Origin of the sequence: Streptococcus sp. 1643, from assembly GCF_006228325.1 — a bacterium.
In the GTDB taxonomy this organism is placed as follows: Bacteria; Bacillota; Bacilli; order Lactobacillales; family Streptococcaceae; genus Streptococcus.
Genome location: NZ_CP040231.1, coordinates 444,328 through 465,514 on the forward strand (window position 1 = coordinate 444,328; position 21,187 = coordinate 465,514).

The following is a 21,187-nucleotide window of genomic DNA, read 5'->3' on the forward strand; positions in this document are numbered from 1 at the left end:
TACCAAAAGAAATTCCAAACCGTCAAACTAGAGAAAGGAGCTAGCACCTATTGATACACAGAGAGCGGAAACGCTCTTTTTATTTTTAAAACTACTTTCAGACGATAGGTTTGAGGAAAGAGAATCTAAAATCACTTTCTATTTAGCATTCTTTCTTGCATTGCCTTCCTAGATATGCTAGAGTTATGATAGCGATTACAAAACTAAAGGAGCATGCTATGAAAAATCCAGCTTTGTTAGAAGAAATCAAGACCTATCTAGGACGGGATGAGATTCCAGAAGACTTTGATGCTTTCTGGGATGAAGAGGTCAAAAAAGTTTCAGTCCTTCCTGCCTACCAGTTGGAGGAAAGGGATTTTCATATTCCTCAAGTCAAGTGTTATGAACTGACCTTTGAAGGAACTAATGAAGGCAAGGTCTATGCACGAATCGTCCTTCCAAAGACTGAGGAGAAGGTTCCGCTAATCTTCCATTTCCATGGGTACATGGGCCGTGGTTGGGATTGGGCTGACATGCTAGCCTATACTGTGGCTGGTTACGGTGTTGTTTCTATGGATGTCCGAGGCCAGTCAGGTTATTCGCAAGATGGCTTGCGCTCTCCTTTGGGAAATACCGTTAAGGGACATATCATCCGTGGTGCTGTTGAAGGTCGAGACCAGCTCTTTTATAAGGATGTCTATCTGGATATTTACCAGTTGATCGAAATTGTTGCTAGTCTGCCACAGGTAGATGAGGAAAGACTTTCTAGCTATGGTGCCTCACAAGGCGGTGCTTTAGCCTTGGTTGCAGCAGCGCTCAATCCTCGGATTCAGCGAACAGTTGCCATCTATCCTTTCTTGTCAGACTTTAGACGAGTGCTTGAGATTGGCAATACCAGTGAAGCCTATGATGAACTCTTCCGATATTTCAAGTTCCATGATCCCTTCCATGAAACAGAGGAGGAAATCATGGCGACCCTTGCTTATATCGATGTGAAAAATCTTGCCCATCGCATTCAAGGTGAGGTCAAGATGATTACAGGCTTGGATGACGATGTCTGCTATCCTATTACCCAGTTTGCGATTTACAACCGTCTAACTTGCGACAAGGCCTATCGCATCATGCCTGAGTATGCTCACGAAGCCATGAATGTTTTTGTCAATGACCAAGTCTACAACTGGCTCTGTGGCAGTGAGATTCCTTTTAAGTACGTAAGATAATGAATGAGAGAGGGCAGTAGCTCTCTTTTTATATTAGATTATTGGAAATAATATAAAATCTTTTTTTTAATTTTTATTAAATCTGATTTAAAAATAGTGAGTAACCTATTTGTAATTGGGATAATTTTTGTAAGGAAATATAAAACACTTAAATCGTTTTACAAAAAAATCAAAATCGTAAGAGGTCTGAAACTACTTTCAGGATAGTCTGTTCTATAAAATAGTTTTGAAACTGAAATCTATTCTACTACAAGCTATTGAAAGCGCTTAACAAATGATATATAATAAGCCCATAAGAACAAGAAAGGGAGGAAAGAGGATGCCACAGATCAGCAAAGAAGCCTTGATTGAACAGATCAAAGATGGAATCATTGTCTCTTGCCAGGCACTTCCTCACGAACCGCTTTATACAGAAGCGGGAGGAGTCATTCCCTTGCTAGTCAAAGCGGCTGAGCAAGGTGGAGCAGTCGGTATCCGAGCAAACAGTGTTCGCGATATCAAGGAGATTAAGGAGGTTACGAAACTCCCGATTATCGGGATTATCAAACGTGACTATCCGCCACAGGAGCCATTCATTACAGCTACTATGAGAGAAGTCGATGAACTGGCTGAACTAGACATCGAGGTCATTGCTCTGGATTGTACCAAACGTGAACGATATGACGGTTTGGAAATCCAAGACTTTATCCGACAAGTCAAAGAAAAATATCCGCATCAACTCTTAATGGCTGATACCAGTACTTTTGAAGAGGGTATAGCAGCAGTTGAAGCCGGAATTGATTTTGTTGGAACAACCCTATCAGGTTACACTTCTTATAGTCCGAAAGTGGATGGTCCAGACTTTGAACTAATCAAAAAACTTTGTGAAGCAGGAGTGGATGTCATCGCTGAAGGGAAAATTCATACACCAGAACAAGCCAAACAAATCCTTGAATATGGGGTTCGAGGCATCGTTGTTGGTGGAGCGATTACTAGACCAAAAGAGATCACGGAACGCTTTGTTGCCGGTCTTAAATAACACAATCTCAAAACAGAGGAGAGTGGTTGATGCGTCGGACAAAATGAAAACGTATACAAATGTAAACTTGCTCATTATCCAATATGGATACGCTTATCAATTAGGAGAATACAAATGAAATTTAGAAAACTAGCTTGTACAGTACTTGCGGGTGCTGCAATTCTTGGCCTTGCTGCTTGTGGTAACTCTGGTGGAAGCAAAGATGCTGCAAATTCTGGTAGCGATAGCGGAAAAACAGAAATCACTTGGTGGGCATTCCCAGTCTTCACACAAGAAAAAACTGGTGACGGTGTTGGAACTTATGAAAAATCGATCATCGAAGCTTTTGAAAAAGCAAATCCAGATGTAAAAGTGAAATTGGAAACCATCGACTTCAAGTCAGGTCCAGAAAAGATCACAACAGCTATCGAAGCTGGAACAGCGCCAGACGTACTCTTTGACGCACCAGGACGTATCATCCAATACGGTAAAAATGGTAAATTGGCTGAGTTGAACGACCTCTTCACAGACGAATTCGTCAAAGATGTTAACAACGAAAACATCGTACAAGCAAGTAAGGCTGGCGACAAAGCTTACATGTATCCAATCAGTTCAGCTCCATTCTACATGGCTATGAACAAGAAAATGTTGGAAGATGCTGGAGTTGCAAACCTTGTAAAAGAAGGTTGGACAACTGATGACTTTGAAAAAGTTTTGAAAGCCCTTAAAGATAAAGGCTACACTCCAGGTTCATTGTTCAGTGCTGGTCAAGGGGGAGACCAAGGAACACGTGCCTTCATTGCAAACCTTTACGGTGGTTCTGTAACAGATAAAGATGTAACTAAATATACAACTGACGATCCTAAATTCGTCAAAGGTCTTGAAAAAGCGGCTAGCTGGATCAAAGATGGTTTGTTGAACAATGGTTCACAATTTGACGGTGGAGCAGACATCCAAAACTTTGCGAACGGTCAAACTTCATACACAATCCTTTGGGCACCAGCTCAAAACGGTATCCAAGCTAAACTCTTGGAAGCAAGTAAGGTAGATGTGGTAGAAGTACCATTCCCATCAGATTCTGGTAAACCATCTCTTGAATACCTTGTAAACGGATTTGCAGTATTTAACAACAAAGACGATAAGAAAGTCGCAGCTGCTAAGAAATTCGTTCAATTCATCGCAGATGACAAAGAATGGGGTCCTAAAGACGTAGTTCGTACAGGTGCCTTCCCAGTTCGTACTTCATTTGGCAAACTTTATGAAGACAAACGTATGGAAACAATCAGTGGCTGGACTAAATACTACTCACCATACTACAATACTATCGATGGATTTGCTGAAATGAGAACACTTTGGTTCCCAATGTTGCAATCTGTATCAAATGGTGACGAAAAACCAGCGGATGCTTTGAAAGCCTTCACTGAAAAAGCTAACGAAACAATCAAAAAAGCTACAAAACAATAAGCACTAAGTCAGATTGATTCCCCCCTTTTCCCTGTGCACTATGGTGTAAGAAAAGGGGGACTTTTGTTTGAAATGGTAGGAACTGTCACGAAATTAAAATGAAGTTCTTACATAAGCGAATCTTAAAAAATTTCATTTTGGTTTTAAAACAGTTCAAGAAAATCAAAAACTATTCTATTTGAAAGAGAGGTGCCGACTGTGAAAGTCAATAAAATTCGTATGCGGGAAACAGTGATTTCCTACGCTTTCCTAGCACCAGTGTTATTCTTCTTTGTCATCTTTGTCTTGGCTCCTATGATTATGGGATTCATTACAAGTTTCTTTAACTACTCCATGACTAAATTTGAGTTTGTGGGCTTGGACAACTACATTCGCATGTTTAAAGACCCTGTCTTTATGAAGTCTTTGATCAATACCGTTATTCTGGTTATTGGATCTGTTCCGATTGTGGTTCTCTTCTCGCTCTTTGTAGCATCTCAAACCTATCATCAAAATGCCATTGCCCGTTCTTTCTATCGTTTCGTCTTCTTCCTTCCTGTAGTTACAGGTAGTGTTGCCGTAACGGTTGTATGGAAATGGATCTATGACCCTCTATCAGGGATTCTAAACTTTGTCCTTAAGTCAAGCCATATCATCAGTCAAAACATTTCTTGGCTGGGTGACAAAAACTGGGCTTTGCTAGCGATTATGATCATCCTTTTGACAACATCTGTTGGTCAACCGATTATCCTTTATATCGCTGCCATGGGGAATATTGACAATTCACTTGTTGAAGCAGCGCGTGTAGACGGTGCGACTGAGTTTCAAGTCTTCTGGAAGATCAAATGGCCTAGCCTTCTTCCAACAACTCTTTACATCGCGATTATTACAACCATCAACTCTTTCCAATGTTTCGCCTTGATTCAGTTGTTGACTTCTGGTGGTCCAAACTATTCAACAAGTACCTTGATGTACTACCTTTACGAAAAAGCCTTCCAATTGACAGAATACGGCTATGCAAATACCATCGGTGTCTTCTTGGCAGTGATGATTGCCATTGTCAGCTTTGCTCAATTCAAGATCCTCGGAAACGACGTAGAATACTAAAGAAAGGAGACAGTTATGCAACCTACACAAAAGAAACCCTTAACAGCTTTTACTGTTATTTCAACGATTATCTTGCTCTTGTTGACCGTGCTGTTCATCTTTCCATTCTACTGGATTTTGACAGGGGCCTTCAAATCACAGCCTGATACCATTATGATTCCACCACAATGGTTCCCTAAAATGCCAACCATGGAAAACTTCCAACAACTCATGGTGCAAAACCCTGCTATGCAGTGGATGTGGAACTCTGTATTTATCTCGCTAGTAACCATGTTCCTAGTCTGTGCAACCTCTTCTCTAGCAGGTTATGTCTTGGCTAAGAAACGTTTCTATGGTCAGCGCATTCTCTTTGCAGTCTTTATCGCTGCCATGGCGCTTCCAAAACAAGTTGTCCTTGTACCATTGGTACGTATCGTCAACTTCATGGGAATTCACGATACACTTTGGGCAGTTATCTTGCCTTTGATCGGATGGCCATTTGGGGTATTCCTTATGAAACAGTTCAGCGAAAACATCCCAACAGAATTGCTTGAATCAGCTAAAATCGACGGTTGTGGTGAGATTCGTACCTTCTGGAGCGTAGCCTTCCCTATCGTGAAGCCAGGATTTGCAGCCCTTGCAATCTTTACCTTCATCAATACTTGGAACGACTACTTCATGCAGTTGGTTATGTTGACTTCACGTCAAAACTTGACTATCTCACTCGGGGTTGCGACCATGCAGGCCGAAATGGCAACCAACTATGGTTTGATCATGGCAGGTGCAGCTCTTGCAGCAGTGCCAATCGTAACCGTCTTCCTTGTCTTCCAAAAATCCTTCACTCAAGGGATCACTATGGGAGCGGTCAAAGGTTAAGAAAAGTAAATTAGTGTATCAAGATTGCAGAAGTGGTCTTGACATGCCATGGAAATATAGAGTTATAAGTGTCTACAAAATGGAGAGTATGCAGTTACTTCGTGAAGTTTTGTCAGACACTTATAAACTTAAAAATGAACTCTTTTCATGATACTAGTTAGAGTAGGTTCGTTTTAGGGTAACTATTTCCCGCTTTAGTGGTATCTAAGATAAGCAATTAACGCTTATCTTAGACGGAATTTTTGAGACTGACGATGAAGGAGTGAAAGGCTCAAAAATTAGGAATGAAATTCCGAAGGAATTTGCTTCCGTCCGCACTATTACAGGGAAATAGAGAAAGGATAATTCGAAACTGAAAAATAGTAACTATCAGAAACGAAGGAAACAGTATGATTTTTGACGATTTGAAAAACATCGCCTTTTATAAAGGAATCCATCCCAATCTAGACAAGGCTATCGACTATCTCTATCAGCACCGTAAGGATTCTTTCGAACTCGGTAAGTATGAGATTGACGGGGACAAGGTCTTTCTAGTTGTTCAGGAAAATGTCCTCAATCAAGCTGAAAATGATCAATTTGAGCACCATAAGAACTATGCAGACTTGCATTTGCTGGTAGAAGGACATGAATATTCGAGCTACGGTTCACGTATCAAAGACGAGGCAGTAGCATTCGACGAAGTGAGCGACATTGGTTTTGTCCATTGTCATGAACGCTACCCAATCTTGTTGGGCTATCACAATTTTGCGATTTTCTTCCCCGGAGAACCACACCAGCCAAATGGCTACGCAGGGATGGAAGAAAAGGTTCGCAAGTATCTCTTTAAAATTTTGATTGATTAAAAGAATCAGGAGGAGCAAACATGGCACAAAAAGGAGTAAGCCTTATCAAGGCAGCATTTGATACAGATAATTTTCTCATGCGTTTCAGTGAGAAGGTCTTGGATATTGTGGCAGTCAATCTTCTTTTTGTCGTCTCTTGTTTGCCCATCGTGACGATTGGAGTGGCGAAAATCAGCCTCTATGAGACTATGTTCGAGATTAAGAGAAGCAGACGGGTACCAGTCTTTAGAACTTATATAAGGGCCTTCAAGCAAAATCTGAAACTGGGGCTTCAGTTGGGTCTGTTAGAGTTGGGCATTGTGTCATTAAGCCTTCTAGACCTCTATCTCTTCTGGGGACAGACTGCTTTGCCTTTCCAGATTGTGAAAGCAATTTGTTTGGGGATTCTCATCTTCCTCACTCTCGTGATGCTGGCTAGCTATCCCATCGCTGCGCGCTATGATTTGTCTTGGAAAGAAGTGCTGCAAAAAGGGCTTATCTTGGCAAGTTTTAACTTTCCATGGTTCTTCCTCATGTTAGCCATTCTCTTTCTTATTGTGATGGTTCTTTATCTATCCGCCTTCACTCTCCTTTTGGGTGGGTCAGCTTTTATCCTCTTTGGTTTTGGTTTGCTAGTCTTTCTCCAAGTAGGATTGATGGAGAAAATTTTCGCAAAATACCAGTAGGATGAGATCTTTCTGAAACTACTTTCAATCGTTATAGTTTCTAAAATACAAGTAGAAACTAAAATCTAAGTGTATACAAGATATTGAAAGCGATTTTCACAAGGTGTATACTAAACTTGTAAAAAATAGAACTGCTCTCAGCAGAAAAAAGAAATCTTAGGAGAAAATCTATGTCAGATTTGAAAAAATACGAAGGTGTCATTCCAGCCTTCTACGCATGTTACGATGATCAAGGAGAAGTAAGCCCAGAGCGCACACGTGCTTTGGTTCAATACTTCATTGATAAAGGAGTTCAAGGTCTTTATGTCAATGGTTCTTCTGGTGAATGTATCTACCAAAGTGTGGCAGATCGCAAATTGATTTTGGAAGAAGTCATGGCAGTTGCCAAAGGAAAATTGACTATCATCGCCCATGTTGCCTGCAACAATACCAAAGATAGTATGGAACTTGCTCGCCACGCAGAAAGTTTGGGTGTAGATGCCATTGCAACGATTCCACCGATTTACTTCCGTTTGCCAGAATACTCAGTTGCTAAATACTGGAACGATATCAGTTCTGCAGCTCCAAACACAGACTATGTTATCTACAACATTCCTCAATTAGCAGGTGTTGCTTTGACTCCAAGCCTTTACACTGAAATGTTGAAGAATCCTCGTGTTATCGGTGTTAAGAACTCTTCTATGCCAGTTCAAGATATCCAAACCTTTGTCAGCCTTGGTGGAGAAGACCACATCGTATTCAATGGCCCAGATGAACAATTCCTAGGTGGTCGCCTCATGGGTGCCAAAGCTGGTATTGGTGGTACTTATGGTGCAATGCCAGAACTCTTCTTGAAACTCAATCAGTTGATTGCTGAAAAAGATTTGGAAACAGCGCGTGAATTGCAGTACGCTATCAATGCGATCATTGGTAAATTGACTGCTGCACATGGAAATATGTACGGTGTGATCAAAGAAGTCTTGAAGATCAATGAAGGACTTAACATTGGATCAGTTCGTTCACCATTGACGCCAGTGACGGAAGAAGATCGTCCAGTTGTAGAAGCAGCTGCAGCCTTGATTCGTGAAACCAAGGAGCGCTTCCTCTAATCCATAAGGAGGTATTTATGACACACTACGTTGCAATTGATATCGGTGGAACCAACATCAAATATGGTTTGATTGACCAAGAAGGCCAACTTGTTGAATCGCATGAAATGCCAACCGAGGCGCATAAGGGTGGACCTCATATCTTACAAAAGACAAAAGATATCGTAGCCAGCTATTTAGAAAAAGGCCCAGTAGCAGGTGTTGCCATTTCTTCTGCAGGAATGGTGGATCCTGATAAGGGGGAAATTTTCTACGCTGGTCCTCAGATTCCCAACTATGCAGGAACCCAGTTCAAGAAGGAAATCGAGACGAGTTTTAATATTCCTTGCGAGATTGAGAATGACGTCAATTGTGCAGGTCTGGCTGAGGCAGTATCTGGTTCAGGCACGGGAGCGAGTGTCACTCTTTGCTTGACCATTGGAACCGGTATCGGTGGTTGCTTGATTATGGGTGGGAAGGTCTTCCATGGATTTAGTAATTCAGCCTGCGAAGTTGGTTATATGCACATGCAGGATGGAGCTTTTCAGGATCTTGCTTCTACGACAGCCCTGGTAGAATATGTAGCAGCAGCTCATGGTGACTCAGTTGATCAGTGGAATGGCCGACGCATTTTCAAGGAAGCTACTGAAGGAAACAAGATCTGTATGGCTGGTATTGACCGCATGGTAGACTATTTAGGAAAAGGTCTGGCAAATATTTGCTACGTTGCCAATCCAGAAGTGGTCATTCTCGGTGGCGGGATCATGGGGCAAGAGGCTATCCTCAAACCGAAGATCCGCACAGCCTTGAAGGCGGCCTTGGTGCCAAGCCTAGCTGAAAAAACGAGATTAGAATTTGCCCATCACCAAAACACAGCAGGGATGTTGGGAGCCTATTATCATTTCAAAACAAAACAATCCTAGTTTGGAGCTATAGAATTAAGAAAAACACTGAATCACTACTCGAGTGAAAACTGTTTTGCTTAATTCTTTTTTTATTGAAAAATTTAAGCCAAAGGAGGTAATCGTGAGAAACTAGGAGAAAATAACCACCTTGAATGAAAGGTTAGGCCGAGATAAAGAACTACAAGGCGAGAGCAATTCTATCATCCATTGAATTGATATTTAGCTTGAGTAAATGGGAAAATGTGGAAAAATGATATAATGAGATGGATGAAAAATTGACAAATTAGAATTTCTAGAGGTGAGAAAATGTAATGGCAACTGATTCACCTGAAATCGAAATCATATAAAATTACGAGGAGATTGTAAGATGAACAATTATATAAAATTAAATGAAGATAGATGGAATAATGTAAAAAATGACTATACTGAGCCATTGACACAGGAAGAATTAGAAGAAGTTAGAAAGCATCCAATTTCTGTTGCCTTAACTGTTGGGAAAAAAGTTCCGATAGAATGGTTTGAAAAAGCAAACGGGAAAAAGATATTAGGGTTAGCTTGTGGTGGTGGACAGCAGGGTCCCGTTTTTGCTGCAAAAGGTTATGATGTCACCATTATGGATTTTTCTAAATCACAATTAGAAAGAGATGAGTTGGTTGCTAAAAGAGAAGGCTTAAAAATCAATACGGTTCAAAGCGATATGACAAAACCATTTCCATTTGAAAATGAAACTTTTGATATTATTTTTAATCCAGTTTCAAATGTATATATAGAAGATTTAGAAAACATGTATAAAGAAGCCTCTCGCGTATTGAAAAAGGGTGGACTCTTAATGGTCGGATTTATGAATCCTTGGATCTACATGTATGATGCTGACGTTGTATGGGATCAACCCGATGAGGAATTACTGTTAAAATTCTCCATCCCTTTTAATTCAAGAGAGCTTGAAGAGGAAGGCAAGATAACCATCAATCCAGAATATGGATATGAATTTAGCCATACCTTAGAAAATCAGATTAGAGGACAACTAAAAAACGGTCTCGCTATGATCGATTTTTATGAATCATGTGATAAAAGACATCGATTATCACGTTATGGAAATGACTACATCGCTACACTTTGCATTAAACTATAATGTTATGGAACATACTTCAGGAGAATAGCCCGTTTTATTTTCCGTAAGGGTTAAAATCTAAATCCCAGTTTGTCGAAGTAAAGCAACTAAATAAAATTATAGAGAGGAAGTAAAAGCGGATAGCCGATACTTCCTTTTTGTTGTCAAAAATTCAAAAACGGAAAGGGGAATTTATGGAAGGACTGAAAAACGCAGATAAAAAAGGGATTAGCACAAAGAGAAAGATGGGAAAGACCACCTATGTGCCTATTATCATTTCAAAACAAAACAATCCTAGTTTGGTTCAACCAAACTAGGATTTTCTAGCGCGTTTTTGTCTACGATAGCCGTTGAGCTTTTTGTTTTCCCAATAACTATTAAAGATTTTTTCCTTGCTCTCACGATTGATTTCTAAAAAGTAGGCATAAATCAAATCTGTTAAAAAGAGCATAGGAAGTTGAGCGGAAATACGTTGGATGTAAGAAGATTGACTATGGCTTGCGACAAGGACTGTTTCGGTATAGGCCTGACTGTTTTTGTTTGGAGCGCTGGTAAAGAGAATGGTCTTGGCCCCCATTTCCTTGGCATCCAACAAACTATCGAGGACGGATTGGGTAGTGCCTGATAGAGAAAAGCCAAGTACCAAACAGTTTTCATCCATGATACTGGTCGTCCAAGCAAAGCCATCCCGATCGGTCAAAGCTTCACAGACAACACCTAGACGCATAAAGCGCAGTTTCATCTCACGGGCAATCAGACCAGAACTTCCCGTCCCAAAAAAGTAAACACGTTCAGCGTCATCGATTAATTGGGCGACACGTTCCAGTTGTTCTTCGTCGATCAAATCCTGTGTTTGTTCTCTCATGATACTGTAGCTTCGTAAAACACGTTTGGTCAAAGGACTGTGTTTGTGCGAATGAGTGTCCGTTTTACTAGCCTGATGCTGGTATTGAAAGACGAACTCTCGGTAGCCTGTAAAACCACACTTTTTGGCAAAGCGGGTCAAGGCTGCTTGGGAGATATGTAATTTCTGGGTAACTTGCTGAGAAGAGAGATCATCTTGGATCGTTTCAGCTTGCAAAAAATAGCGAGCGATTTCTTGCTCGAGCTCGGTTAATTCTTCAAAATGGAGGTCGATTATGGTTGCAATATCTGGCTTGTTCATGAGGCTCCTTTTTATGAGTCAAAGTCTTAAAAGTTAACGCTTTCCTAACTATTACTATCATTATATCATAGAAAATAGGATAACCAAATAAAAAGGCATTTTCAGTTAAAAGTCAAAAAATGCTTCGACTTTTCCAAGAGTTTCTCCGTAAAATATGGTACAATGAAATGTACTGAGCGTTACCTGTTTGCTCTATTATTTTAGGGGAAATAAAGGTGGAAATCGGGAATTTTTCTAGAAAAGAGTCTTAGTTGTATGAGAAAATTTAATAGCCATTCGATTCCGATTCGGCTTAATTTACTATTTGCGATTGTCATCCTGCTTTTTATGGCCATTATTGGTCGTTTGTTATACATGCAGGTGCTCAATAAAGATTTCTATGAAACAAAATTGGCCTCAGCCAGCCAAACAAGGGTAACAACCAGTTCAGCTCGTGGACAGATCTATGATGCAACAGGGAAACCCTTGGTAGAAAATACTGTCAAGCAGGTTGTTTCTTTCACACGAAACAATAAAATGACGGCGGCTGAATTGAAGGAGACAGCCAAGAAACTCCTCACATATGTAAATGTAACTTCCCCTGATCTGACAGATCGACAGATTGCAGACTACTACTTGGCGGACCAGGACGTTTACAAAAAAACAGTCGAATCCTTGCCAAGCGATAAACGCCTGGATTCAGATGGGAATCGCCTATCTGAAGCGACTCTCTACAATAATGCGGTTGAAAGTATTGACGTGAGTCAGCTCAATTATACAGATGACCAGAAAAAGGAAATCTATCTCTTTAGTCAGCTCAATGCCGTTGAAAATTTTGCGACGGGCACTATTTCTACAGATGCTTTAGATGATACCCAAGTTGCTCTCGTTGCATCAGCGTCCAAGGAATTACCAGGTATCAGTATTTCAACCTCATGGGATCGTAAAGTACTGGACACTTCTTTATCAACAATTGTCGGTAGCGTTTCAAATGAGAAGTCAGGACTTCCAGCAGAGGAAGTTGATGCTTATCTCAAAAAAGGCTATTCTCTCAATGACCGAGTGGGGACTTCCTATCTTGAAAAGCAATATGAAGATGTTCTTCAAGGCAAACGTTCCGTCAAGGAAATCCACCTCGACAAACATGGAAATATGGAAAGTGTGGAAAATGTCGAAGAAGGGAGCAAAGGAAACAATATCAAGTTAACAGTTGACCTAGCTTTCCAGAATGGTGTGGACGACCTACTCAAGAGCTACTTCAACTCAGAGTTGGGTAACGGTGGAGCCAAATATTCTGAAGGAGTCTACGCTGTAGCCCTCAATCCTAAAACCGGTGCAGTTCTGGCCATGTCGGGTGTCAAGCATGATGTCGAATCCGGGAAATTAAGTTCAGATTCGCTTGGAACGATAACCAATGTCTTTGTACCAGGATCTGTTGTTAAGGCGGCGACCATCAGCTCTGGTTGGGAAAACGGAGTCTTGTCAGGCAATCAAACCTTGACAGACCAGCCGATTGTTTTCCAAGGTTCGGCCCCTATCAATTCATGGTATACCTTGTCCTATGGCTCTTTCCCTATCACAGCAGTTGAGGCTTTGGAATACTCTTCTAATGCTTACATGGTTCAAACTGCGCTAGGAATCATGGGACAAACCTACACACCAAATATGACAGTCGCAACGGGACAGTTAGAGACTGCAATGGGCAAATTGCGATCAACCTTTGGGGAATATGGACTCGGAGCTTCAACAGGGATTGACCTCCCAGATGAATCTACAGGATTTACGCCAAAAGAATTTGATTTGGGGAACTATATCAATAATTCCTTTGGTCAGTTTGACAACTACACACCGATGCAGCTAGCCCAGTATGTCGCAACCATTGCAAACAATGGCGTACGTTTGGCTCCTCACATCGTTGAAGGGGTTTATGGAAACAATGACCAAGGTGGCTTAGGTAGTCTGGTTCAAGAAACAGCCACTAAGGAACTAAACAAGGTCAATATTTCAGAATCAGATATGGCTATCTTGCAGCAAGGTTTCTATCAAGTTTCGCATGGAACGAGTGCTCTGACAACTGGTCGTGCCTTTTCAAATGGCGCAGCCGTTTCCATCAGTGGGAAAACGGGTACTGCCGAAAGTTACGTTAATGGCGGTCAAGAAGCCAATAATACCAACGCAGTCGCCTACGCACCGACCGAAAATCCCCAAATCGCGGTCGCAGTCGTCTTTCCTCATAACACCAATCTTACAAACGGTGTCGGACCTTCTATTGCACGCGACATTATCAATCTTTATCACCAACACCATCCAATGAATTAGAAAGGAACTTATGCTGTATCCAACACCTATTGCCAAGCTGATTGATAGCTATTCAAAGTTACCAGGTATCGGAATCAAAACGGCTACCCGCCTAGCCTTCTATACCATTGGAATGTCTGATGACGATGTCAATGAATTTGCCAAAAATCTCCTGTCTGCTAAACGGGAATTGACCTATTGTTCCATCTGTGGTCGCTTGACTGATGATGACCCCTGCTCTATCTGTACGGATCCGACTCGAGACCAGACAACCATCTTGGTGCTAGAGGATAGTCGCGATGTGGCTGCTATGGAAAATATCCAAGAATACCACGGACTCTATCATGTCTTGCATGGCCTTATTTCTCCGATGAATGGCATCAGCCCAGACGATATCAACCTCAAGAGTCTCATGACCCGTCTCATGGATAGTGAGGTTTCAGAGGTGATCGTAGCAACCAATGCGACAGCGGATGGAGAAGCGACATCTATGTATCTCTCTCGTCTCCTCAAGCCAGCTGGCATCAAGGTCACTCGCCTAGCACGAGGACTAGCCGTGGGAGCAGATATCGAGTATGCGGATGAGGTCACACTCTTACGAGCCATTGAAAATCGGACAGAGTTGTAGGAGTAGACAAATTTACGAACTAAATTTATTCATAAGAAAATTAAGGAGACCGACTTTGATGTTATAGGTCTCTTTTATGTTTCTTGAATTCTAGTACCATGTTCAAGTTTCAAAAAAGAAGCAAATATGATATACTAAAGAACGAGTATTCTATTAGAATTAGGACAAGCAATATGAAACAAACGATTATTCTTTTATACGGTGGGCGTAGTGCAGAGCGTGAAGTCTCTGTCCTTTCAGCTGAAAGTGTTATGCGTGCGGTCAACTACGACCGTTTCACAGTCAAGACTTTCTTCATCAGCCAGTCAGGTGACTTTATTAAAACGCAAGAATTTAGCCAGACTCCAGGTCAAGAAGATCGTCTCATGACCAATGCGACTATTGACTGGGATAAGAAAATAGCGCCAAGTGCCATCTACGAAGAAGGCGCAGTGGTCTTTCCAGTTCTTCATGGTCCGATGGGAGAAGATGGCTCTGTTCAAGGATTCCTTGAAGTTTTGAAAATGCCCTATGTCGGCTGCAATATCTTGTCATCCAGCCTTGCCATGGATAAAATCACGACCAAGCGTGTCTTGGAGTCTGCTGGGATTGCCCAAGTACCTTATGTGGCTATCGTCGAAGGTGATGATGTGACTGCTAAAATAGCTGAAGTTGAAGAAAAACTGACTTATCCAGTCTTCACGAAGCCGTCAAACATGGGTTCAAGTGTCGGTATTTCTAAGTCTGAAAACCAAGAGGAACTCCGTCAAGCTTTGGAACTTGCCTTCCAATATGACAGCCGTGTCTTGGTAGAGCAAGGGGTGAATGCCCGTGAAATCGAGGTTGGTCTCTTGGGCAACTACGATGTGAAGAGCACGCTTCCTGGTGAAGTGGTCAAGGATGTTGCCTTTTATGACTATGATGCCAAGTATATTGACAACAAGATTACCATGGACATCCCAGCCAAGATTAGTGATGATGTAGTAGCTGTCATGCGTCATAATGCAGAAACTGCCTTCCGTGCGATCGGTGGCCTCGGTCTGTCTCGTTGTGATTTCTTCTATACAGATAAGGGCGAGATTTTCCTAAACGAGCTTAATACCATGCCAGGTTTTACCCAGTGGTCTATGTATCCACTACTTTGGGACAATATGGGAATCAGCTACCCAGAACTAATCGAGCATTTGGTTGACCTTGCTAAACAAAGTTTTGACAAGCGCGAAGCGCATTTGCTATAAAAATGAAAGAAGGGGTAGAAGTCAGAACGATCACTGCATGGTGACTAGAGTTCTTGGACTTCAACCCTTTTTAAAGGAGTAGAAATGAAATTAACAATCCATGAAGTGGCCCAAGTTGTAGGAGCTAAAAATGACGTTAGTCTTTTTGCGGACGTTCAGTTAGAAAAGGCTGAGTTTGACAGTCGTTTGATTGGGACAGGTGATTTGTTTGTGCCACTTAAAGGTGCGCGTGATGGTCATGACTTTATCGAAACAGCTTTTGAAAATGGTGCAGCAGTAACCTTGTCTGAGAAAGAGGTTGCAAATCATCCCTACATTCTAGTAGACGACGTGTTGACTGCCTTTCAAACCCTCGCAGCCTACTATCTTGAGAAAACGGCTGTTGATGTCTTTGCCGTTACGGGTTCAAATGGCAAGACGACGACCAAGGATATGTTGGCGAATTTACTGTCAACAACCTACAAGACCTACAAAACTCAGGGCAATTACAATAACGAGATTGGCCTTCCTTACACAGTTCTCCACATGCCTGAAGGAACAGAAAAGTTGGTCTTGGAGATGGGGCAGGATCACTTGGGGGATATCCATCTCTTGTCTGAATTGGCTCATCCTAAGACAGCCATCGTGACCTTGGTTGGAGAGGCTCATTTGGCCTTTTTCAAAGACCGTTCGGAAATCGCTAAAGGAAAGATGCAAATTGCTGATGGTATGGCACCAGGTTCTTTGCTTTTGGCACCAGCTGACCCGATTGTAGAGAACTACTTGCCTACAGATAAAAAAGTGGTCCGTTTTGGGCAAGGAGCTGAGTTAGAAATCACAGACTTGGTAGAGCGCAAGGATAGTCTGACCTTTAAGGCGAATTTCTTGGTACAAGCCCTCGATTTACCAGTGACAGGTAAGTACAATGCCACCAATGCTATGATTGCTGCTTATGTGGCTCTACAAGAAGGAGTTTCAGAGGAGCAAATTCATCAGGCCTTTCAGAACCTAGAATTGACCCGCAATCGTACTGAGTGGAAGAAGGCAGCCAATGGAGCAGATATTCTGTCTGACGTATACAATGCCAATCCAACTGCTATGAAGTTGATTTTGGAGACGTTTTCTGCTATCCCAGCCAACGAAGGAGGCAAGAAAATCGCTGTCTTGGCAGACATGAAGGAACTCGGAGACCAGTCTGTCCAACTCCATAACCAGATGATTTTGAGCCTATCGCCAGATGTGCTGGATACCGTGATTTTCTATGGAGAAGATATTGCAGAATTGGCTCAACTTGCCAGTCAAATGTTCCCAATCGGTCACGTTTTCTACTTCAAGAAAACAGCTGACGAGGACCAATTTGAAGACCTTGTCAAGCAGGTTAAGGAAAGCCTTGGAGCCAATGACCAAATTCTGCTCAAAGGCTCGAACTCCATGAATCTAGCCAAGTTGGTAGAAAGTTTAGAAAATGAATGCAAATGATTTTACCAAGTATCTGCAAAGAATGTTAGCTATTACGGATACTGGATTAACCTTTACAAAAGATCCTTTCGACCGTGAGCGCTACGAGGACTTGCGAATCCTGTTATCTGAAATGTTGAATCAGGTATCAGACCTCGATGCAGAAGAAGTGGCAGAAGTCTTGAAACCAACGTCCGCTTATGCAACTCCTCTGATGGACGTCCGTGCTTGGATTGTTGAGGATGAAAAAGTCTGTTTAGTTAGAGGAAAAGGGGAGGATAGTTGGGCTTTGCCAGGTGGATTTGGTGAAGTCGGCTACTCTCCAACCGAAAATATTCTCAAAGAAATTGAAGAAGAAACCGGTTTTACAGCAAAAACTGAAAGGTTACTTGCAGTTTTTGATACCAATCGTTTCCAACTACAGAGCAAACAATATGCTAAGTTTGTCTTTGAATGCCAACTTCTTGACGGACAATTTCAAGAAAATCAAGAAATTGCTGACCTTCAATTTTTTGCCATTGACCAATTGCCAGCCTTATCTGAAAAACGCATCACCAAGGAGCAAATGGAGATTCTTTGGCAGGTTTATAAAGGACAAAGAGACCAATATCTTGACTGAGAAGATTATTATCGTATTTCTGAATTCATTTTTTTCGATTGACATGGTATAATATGTGAGAAGATTTTGAAATAATGAGGAATATTAAATGAATTTATGGGATATTTTCTTTACGACGAAAGCCACAGAACCACCCCAATTTGATCTTGTCTGGTATGTAAGTTTATTTACTTTATTAGCTTTGACCTTCTATGCTTCTTATCGCTATTACGATAAAAAAGTCTATCAACGTTTTTTCCAAATTTTACAAGCTGTCCAGTTGATTCTTCTCTATAGTTGGTACTGGGGAAATCACATGCCGCTGTCAGAAAGTTTACCATTTTATCATTGTCGTATGGCGATGTTTGTAGTGCTATTACTTCCTGGTAAGTCAAAATACAAGCAATATTTTTCTCTACTTGGAATTTTTGGAACGCTGGCAGCTTTTGTTTATCCAGTACCAGATGCCTATCCTTTTCCCCACATAGCCATCCTGTCTTTCATTTTTGGTCACCTAGCTCTTCTAGGAAATTCTTTGGTTTACTTATTTAGACAGTATGACTCTAGATTATTGGATGTTAAGCGGATTGTTTTATTAACCTTCTCACTTAATGCTCTGATTTTTGTGGTTAATTTAGTGACTGGAGGAGATTATGGATTCTTGACAAAGCCACCATTGGTTGGTGATCATGGCTTAGTTGCTAATTATCTGATTGTGTCGTTGGTATTAGCTACAGCTATTAGTTTGACCAAGAAAGTATTAGAAGTTTTTTTAGAGCAGAAAGCAGAAAAAATACTTGTGAAGAAAGCTTAGGTATAAGCTTTCTTTTTTTGTAAAAAACGATACTTTTTTAAAGTAAGGCTGTTAAGATAAAAAAATAGAAATAAAAAGTGAAAAATGACTAGGAATTTTATCAAAAACTAAGCACGATTGGATTTTTTGTGTTATAATATTCTTTGAATAGCTATGCCCAAACATAGTTATTAAATAGAAGTGAGAAACTTGGAAGACAGAGAGGATGCGATGTAATGACTAGAGATGGTTTTTTTACAGGCTTAGATATCGGAACTAGCTCGATTAAAGTGCTAGTAGCTGAGCATAGAGATGGCGAAGTAAATGTAATTGGTGTTAGCAATGCCAAAAGTAAAGGTGTAAAAGACGGAATTATTGTTGATATTGAAGCAGCTGCTTCAGCAATCAAATCTGCAATCACACAGGCAGAAGAGAAAGCGGGTATTTCTATTAAGTCTGTTAACGTTGGCCTTCCAGCAAACCTCTTGCAGGTTGAACCAACACAAGGAATGATTCCTGTAACATCAGATACTAAAGAGATCACAGATCAAGATGTTGAAAATGTTGTCAAATCAGCTTTGACAAAGAGCATGACTCCTGACCGTGAAGTGATTACCTTTATTCCAGAAGAATTCATCGTGGATGGTTTCCAAGGAATTCGTGACCCTCGTGGTATGATGGGTGTTCGCTTGGAAATGCGTGGTCTGCTTTACACAGGTCCTCGTACGATTCTACACAATCTTCGTAAGACAGTTGAGCGTGTAGGTATTCATGTTGATAATGTGATTATTTCACCTTTGGCAATCGTGAACTCCGTTCTCAACGAAGGCGAACGCGAATTTGGTGCGACTGTCATCGATATGGGTGGAGGTCAGACTACTGTAGCGACTATCCGTAACCAGGAATTGCAGTTCACTAATATCTACCAAGAAGGTGGAGATTACGTTACAAAAGACATTTCTAAAGTCTTGAAAACATCTCAAAAAATTGCAGAAAGTTTGAAACTGAACTATGGTGAAGCTTACGTTCCACTTGCAAGTAACGAAACTTTCCAAGTTGAAGTAATTGGTGAAGTAGAACCTGTTGAAGTAACAGAAAGCTATTTGGCAGAAATTATCTCAGCACGCATCAAACATATCTTTGACCAAATCAAACAAGAGTTGGAAAGAAGACACTTGTTAGATTTGCCTGGAGGTATTGTCCTTATCGGTGGAAATGCAATTTTGCCAGGAATTGTTGAATTAGCCCAAGAAGTATTTGGTGTTCGAGTAAAACTCTATGTACCAAATCAAGTTGGAATTCGCAACCCTGCATTTGCGCATGTGATTAGCTTGTCTGAGTTTGCTGGTAAATTGACTGAAGTCAATCTTCTTGCACAAAAAGCAGTTAAAGGAGATGAATTCCTTCGTCAAAAACCAATCAACTTTGGCATTCCAAATCAACGTTTGAATCCAGTAGCGCAACCAAGTCCAGCACAAGCAGCTCCAGCTGAAACTGTGCAGGAAGCTCCAGTTGCTCCCAAGGAAGAATTCCAAGCAAGTTCTCAAAGTAAACCGAAGCTAACAGAACGTTTCCGTGGTTTGATCGGAAGCATGTTTGATGAATAAAAGAGGATAAGAAATTATGACATTTTCATTTGATACAGCAGCAGCTCAAGGCGCAGTTATTAAGGTAATTGGTGTCGGTGGTGGTGGTGGTAATGCCATTAACCGCATGGTTGACGAAGGTGTTGCTGGTGTAGAATTTATCGCAGCCAACACTGATGTACAAGCCCTTAGCAGTACGAAAGCAGAAACAGTTATCCAACTTGGTCCTAAATTGACTCGTGGTTTGGGTGCTGGAGGTCGTCCAGAAGTAGGACGTAAAGCTGCAGAAGAAAGTGAAGAAGCTTTGACGGAAGCTATCACTGGAGCAGACATGGTCTTTATCACTGCTGGTATGGGTGGCGGATCTGGTACAGGTGCAGCTCCTGTTATTGCACGTATCGCTAAAGATCTTGGTGCTCTTACAGTTGGTGTCGTGACACGTCCTTTCGGATTTGAAGGAAGTAAACGTGGCCAGTACGCTGTAGAAGGAATCAACGAACTTCGCGAGCATGTTGATACTTTGTTGATTATCTCTAATAACAACTTGCTTGAAATTGTTGATAAGAAAACGCCACTTCTTGAAGCTCTTAGCGAAGCAGATAACGTTCTTCGCCAAGGTGTTCAAGGGATCACTGACTTGATCACGAACCCAGGATTGATTAACCTTGACTTTGCTGACGTGAAAACTGTAATGGCAAATAAAGGAAATGCTCTTATGGGTATCGGTATCGGTAGTGGTGAAGAACGCGTTGTTGAAGCGGCTCGTAAAGCAATTTACTCTCCGCTTCTTGAAACAACTATCGATGGAGCAGAGGATGTCATCGTCAACGTTACTGGTGGTCTTGACTTGACCTTGATTGAAGCAGAAGAAGCTTCAGAAATCGTCAACCAAGCAGCTGGCCAAGGTGTAAACATCTGGCTTGGAACATCAATTGACGAAAGCATGAAGGATGAAATCCGTGTTACAGTTGTAGCGACAGGTGTTCGTCAAGAGCGCGTGGAAAAAGTAGTTGGAGCTCGTAACAACCAACCAGTTGGACGTCCATCAACTAAAGCGCCACAAGCACACACATTTGACCGTCAATTCGACTTGGAAGAGACAGCAGAATTGCCTAAATCAAGCCCACGTCGTTTTGAAACAAACCAAGCGTCTGCTTTTGGAGACTGGGACTTGCGTCGTGAGTCTATTGTTCGCCAAACAGATCCCGTTGTTTCACCAGTAGAACGCTTCGAAACACCAGTTTCACAAGATGAAGATGAATTGGATACACCTCCATTCTTCAAAAATCGTTAAT

20 protein-coding genes are annotated in these 21,187 nt (G+C 41.4%); 19 read left to right on the forward strand and 1 reads right to left on the reverse strand.

Annotated features, from left to right (window positions below):
* The first annotated feature begins 218 nt into the window (after positions 1–218).
* The 11 genes from FD735_RS02595 to FD735_RS09900 all read left to right on the forward strand — a co-directional run bounded on the left by FD735_RS02595 (position 219) and on the right by FD735_RS09900 (position 10,508).
* Complete coding sequence (locus tag FD735_RS02595) at positions 219–1,199, forward strand: acetylxylan esterase (protein ID WP_061427883.1); 981 nt, start codon at positions 219–221, stop codon at positions 1,197–1,199.
* Between the two features lie 319 nt (positions 1,200–1,518).
* Positions 1,519–2,217, forward strand: a complete 699-nt coding sequence (locus tag FD735_RS02600) for an N-acetylmannosamine-6-phosphate 2-epimerase (RefSeq protein ID WP_001135658.1) — start codon at positions 1,519–1,521, stop codon at positions 2,215–2,217.
* 114 nt (positions 2,218–2,331) lie between these two features.
* Positions 2,332–3,660, forward strand: coding sequence for an ABC transporter substrate-binding protein (locus FD735_RS02605; RefSeq protein WP_042768568.1), 1,329 nt, complete (start codon positions 2,332–2,334; stop codon positions 3,658–3,660).
* Between the two features lie 219 nt (positions 3,661–3,879).
* Positions 3,880–4,746, forward strand: coding sequence for a carbohydrate ABC transporter permease (locus tag FD735_RS02610; protein WP_161800156.1), 867 nt, complete (start codon positions 3,880–3,882; stop codon positions 4,744–4,746).
* 15 nt (positions 4,747–4,761) lie between these two features.
* Positions 4,762–5,601, forward strand: coding sequence for a carbohydrate ABC transporter permease (locus FD735_RS02615; protein ID WP_001183243.1), 840 nt, complete (start codon positions 4,762–4,764; stop codon positions 5,599–5,601).
* Between the two features lie 389 nt (positions 5,602–5,990).
* Positions 5,991–6,443, forward strand: coding sequence for a YhcH/YjgK/YiaL family protein (locus FD735_RS02620; protein ID WP_070568354.1), 453 nt, complete (start codon positions 5,991–5,993; stop codon positions 6,441–6,443).
* 20 nt (positions 6,444–6,463) lie between these two features.
* On the forward strand, positions 6,464–7,108 hold the full coding sequence (locus FD735_RS02625; RefSeq protein WP_070568357.1) for a YesL family protein: 645 nt from the start codon (positions 6,464–6,466) through the stop codon (positions 7,106–7,108).
* A gap of 170 nt (positions 7,109–7,278) precedes the next feature.
* Complete coding sequence (locus tag FD735_RS02630; protein WP_070568360.1) at positions 7,279–8,196, forward strand: dihydrodipicolinate synthase family protein; 918 nt, start codon at positions 7,279–7,281, stop codon at positions 8,194–8,196.
* A gap of 17 nt (positions 8,197–8,213) precedes the next feature.
* The gene (locus FD735_RS02635) at positions 8,214–9,098 is read left to right on the forward strand and encodes an ROK family protein (RefSeq protein WP_070568363.1); all 885 of its coding nucleotides are present in this window, start codon (positions 8,214–8,216) and stop codon (positions 9,096–9,098) included.
* Positions 9,099–9,447: 349 nt separating this feature from the next.
* Positions 9,448–10,212 (forward strand): class I SAM-dependent methyltransferase, encoded by a 765-nt coding sequence (locus tag FD735_RS02640; RefSeq protein WP_139658398.1) that lies wholly within the window; start codon positions 9,448–9,450, stop codon positions 10,210–10,212.
* A gap of 173 nt (positions 10,213–10,385) precedes the next feature.
* Positions 10,386–10,508 carry a hypothetical protein gene (locus FD735_RS09900; protein WP_255296290.1) on the forward strand — a complete coding sequence of 41 codons (123 nt, stop codon included), beginning with the start codon at positions 10,386–10,388 and terminating at the stop codon, positions 10,506–10,508.
* Here FD735_RS09900 and FD735_RS02645 read toward each other — a convergent pair.
* Positions 10,505–11,356, reverse strand: a complete 852-nt coding sequence (locus FD735_RS02645) for a MurR/RpiR family transcriptional regulator (protein WP_139658399.1) — start codon at positions 11,354–11,356, stop codon at positions 10,505–10,507. The two genes, FD735_RS09900 and FD735_RS02645, sit on opposite strands and share 4 nt — an antisense overlap.
* Positions 11,357–11,611: 255 nt before the next feature.
* Here FD735_RS02645 and pbp2b point away from each other — a divergent pair, with 255 nt between their 5' ends.
* From pbp2b to ftsZ, 8 genes are all read left to right on the forward strand, one after another.
* Positions 11,612–13,654 carry a penicillin-binding protein PBP2B gene (gene pbp2b, locus FD735_RS02650; RefSeq protein WP_139658400.1) on the forward strand — a complete coding sequence of 681 codons (2,043 nt, stop codon included), beginning with the start codon at positions 11,612–11,614 and terminating at the stop codon, positions 13,652–13,654.
* A gap of 10 nt (positions 13,655–13,664) precedes the next feature.
* Positions 13,665–14,261, forward strand: coding sequence for a recombination mediator RecR (recR, locus tag FD735_RS02655; protein WP_000966754.1), 597 nt, complete (start codon positions 13,665–13,667; stop codon positions 14,259–14,261).
* A 173-nt stretch (positions 14,262–14,434) separates the two neighbouring features.
* On the forward strand, positions 14,435–15,478 hold the full coding sequence (locus FD735_RS02660; RefSeq protein WP_125391365.1) for a D-alanine--D-alanine ligase: 1,044 nt from the start codon (positions 14,435–14,437) through the stop codon (positions 15,476–15,478).
* 84 nt (positions 15,479–15,562) lie between these two features.
* Positions 15,563–16,936, forward strand: coding sequence for a UDP-N-acetylmuramoyl-tripeptide--D-alanyl-D-alanine ligase (murF, locus tag FD735_RS02665; protein WP_125391364.1), 1,374 nt, complete (start codon positions 15,563–15,565; stop codon positions 16,934–16,936).
* Positions 16,923–17,534 carry an NUDIX hydrolase gene (locus FD735_RS02670; protein ID WP_125391363.1) on the forward strand — a complete coding sequence of 204 codons (612 nt, stop codon included), beginning with the start codon at positions 16,923–16,925 and terminating at the stop codon, positions 17,532–17,534. Before murF ends, FD735_RS02670 begins: the two co-directional genes overlap by 14 nt.
* 88 nt (positions 17,535–17,622) lie before the next feature.
* On the forward strand, positions 17,623–18,327 hold the full coding sequence (locus FD735_RS02675) for a TIGR02206 family membrane protein (RefSeq protein WP_042768581.1): 705 nt from the start codon (positions 17,623–17,625) through the stop codon (positions 18,325–18,327).
* A 215-nt stretch (positions 18,328–18,542) separates the two neighbouring features.
* Positions 18,543–19,913, forward strand: a complete 1,371-nt coding sequence (gene ftsA / locus FD735_RS02680) for a cell division protein FtsA (protein WP_000196345.1) — start codon at positions 18,543–18,545, stop codon at positions 19,911–19,913.
* Positions 19,914–19,929: 16 nt separating this feature from the next.
* Entirely contained in the window at positions 19,930–21,186 is a 1,257-nt protein-coding gene (ftsZ, locus tag FD735_RS02685; RefSeq protein ID WP_000144261.1) for a cell division protein FtsZ, read from the forward strand.
* Position 21,187 lies beyond the last annotated feature (1 nt).

Bases quoted from the DNA above. Each gene is read 5' to 3' on its own strand.
- FD735_RS02595 (WP_061427883.1), top strand. From the start codon at position 219: ATGAAAAATCCAGCTTTGTTAGAAGAAATCAAGACCTATCTAGGACGG.
- FD735_RS02600 (WP_001135658.1), top strand. From the start codon at position 1,519: ATGCCACAGATCAGCAAAGAAGCCTTGATTGAACAGATCAAAGATGGA.
- FD735_RS02605 (WP_042768568.1), top strand. From the start codon at position 2,332: ATGAAATTTAGAAAACTAGCTTGTACAGTACTTGCGGGTGCTGCAATT.
- FD735_RS02610 (WP_161800156.1), top strand. From the start codon at position 3,880: ATGCGGGAAACAGTGATTTCCTACGCTTTCCTAGCACCAGTGTTATTC.
- FD735_RS02615 (WP_001183243.1), top strand. From the start codon at position 4,762: ATGCAACCTACACAAAAGAAACCCTTAACAGCTTTTACTGTTATTTCA.
- FD735_RS02620 (WP_070568354.1), top strand. From the start codon at position 5,991: ATGATTTTTGACGATTTGAAAAACATCGCCTTTTATAAAGGAATCCAT.
- FD735_RS02625 (WP_070568357.1), top strand. From the start codon at position 6,464: ATGGCACAAAAAGGAGTAAGCCTTATCAAGGCAGCATTTGATACAGAT.
- FD735_RS02630 (WP_070568360.1), top strand. From the start codon at position 7,279: ATGTCAGATTTGAAAAAATACGAAGGTGTCATTCCAGCCTTCTACGCA.
- FD735_RS02635 (WP_070568363.1), top strand. From the start codon at position 8,214: ATGACACACTACGTTGCAATTGATATCGGTGGAACCAACATCAAATAT.
- FD735_RS02640 (WP_139658398.1), top strand. From the start codon at position 9,448: ATGAACAATTATATAAAATTAAATGAAGATAGATGGAATAATGTAAAA.
- FD735_RS09900 (WP_255296290.1), top strand. From the start codon at position 10,386: ATGGAAGGACTGAAAAACGCAGATAAAAAAGGGATTAGCACAAAGAGA.
- FD735_RS02645 (WP_139658399.1), bottom strand. From the start codon at position 11,356: ATGAACAAGCCAGATATTGCAACCATAATCGACCTCCATTTTGAAGAA.
- pbp2b (WP_139658400.1), top strand. From the start codon at position 11,612: ATGAGAAAATTTAATAGCCATTCGATTCCGATTCGGCTTAATTTACTA.
- recR (WP_000966754.1), top strand. From the start codon at position 13,665: ATGCTGTATCCAACACCTATTGCCAAGCTGATTGATAGCTATTCAAAG.
- FD735_RS02660 (WP_125391365.1), top strand. From the start codon at position 14,435: ATGAAACAAACGATTATTCTTTTATACGGTGGGCGTAGTGCAGAGCGT.
- murF (WP_125391364.1), top strand. From the start codon at position 15,563: ATGAAATTAACAATCCATGAAGTGGCCCAAGTTGTAGGAGCTAAAAAT.
- FD735_RS02670 (WP_125391363.1), top strand. From the start codon at position 16,923: ATGAATGCAAATGATTTTACCAAGTATCTGCAAAGAATGTTAGCTATT.
- FD735_RS02675 (WP_042768581.1), top strand. From the start codon at position 17,623: ATGAATTTATGGGATATTTTCTTTACGACGAAAGCCACAGAACCACCC.
- ftsA (WP_000196345.1), top strand. From the start codon at position 18,543: ATGACTAGAGATGGTTTTTTTACAGGCTTAGATATCGGAACTAGCTCG.
- ftsZ (WP_000144261.1), top strand. From the start codon at position 19,930: ATGACATTTTCATTTGATACAGCAGCAGCTCAAGGCGCAGTTATTAAG.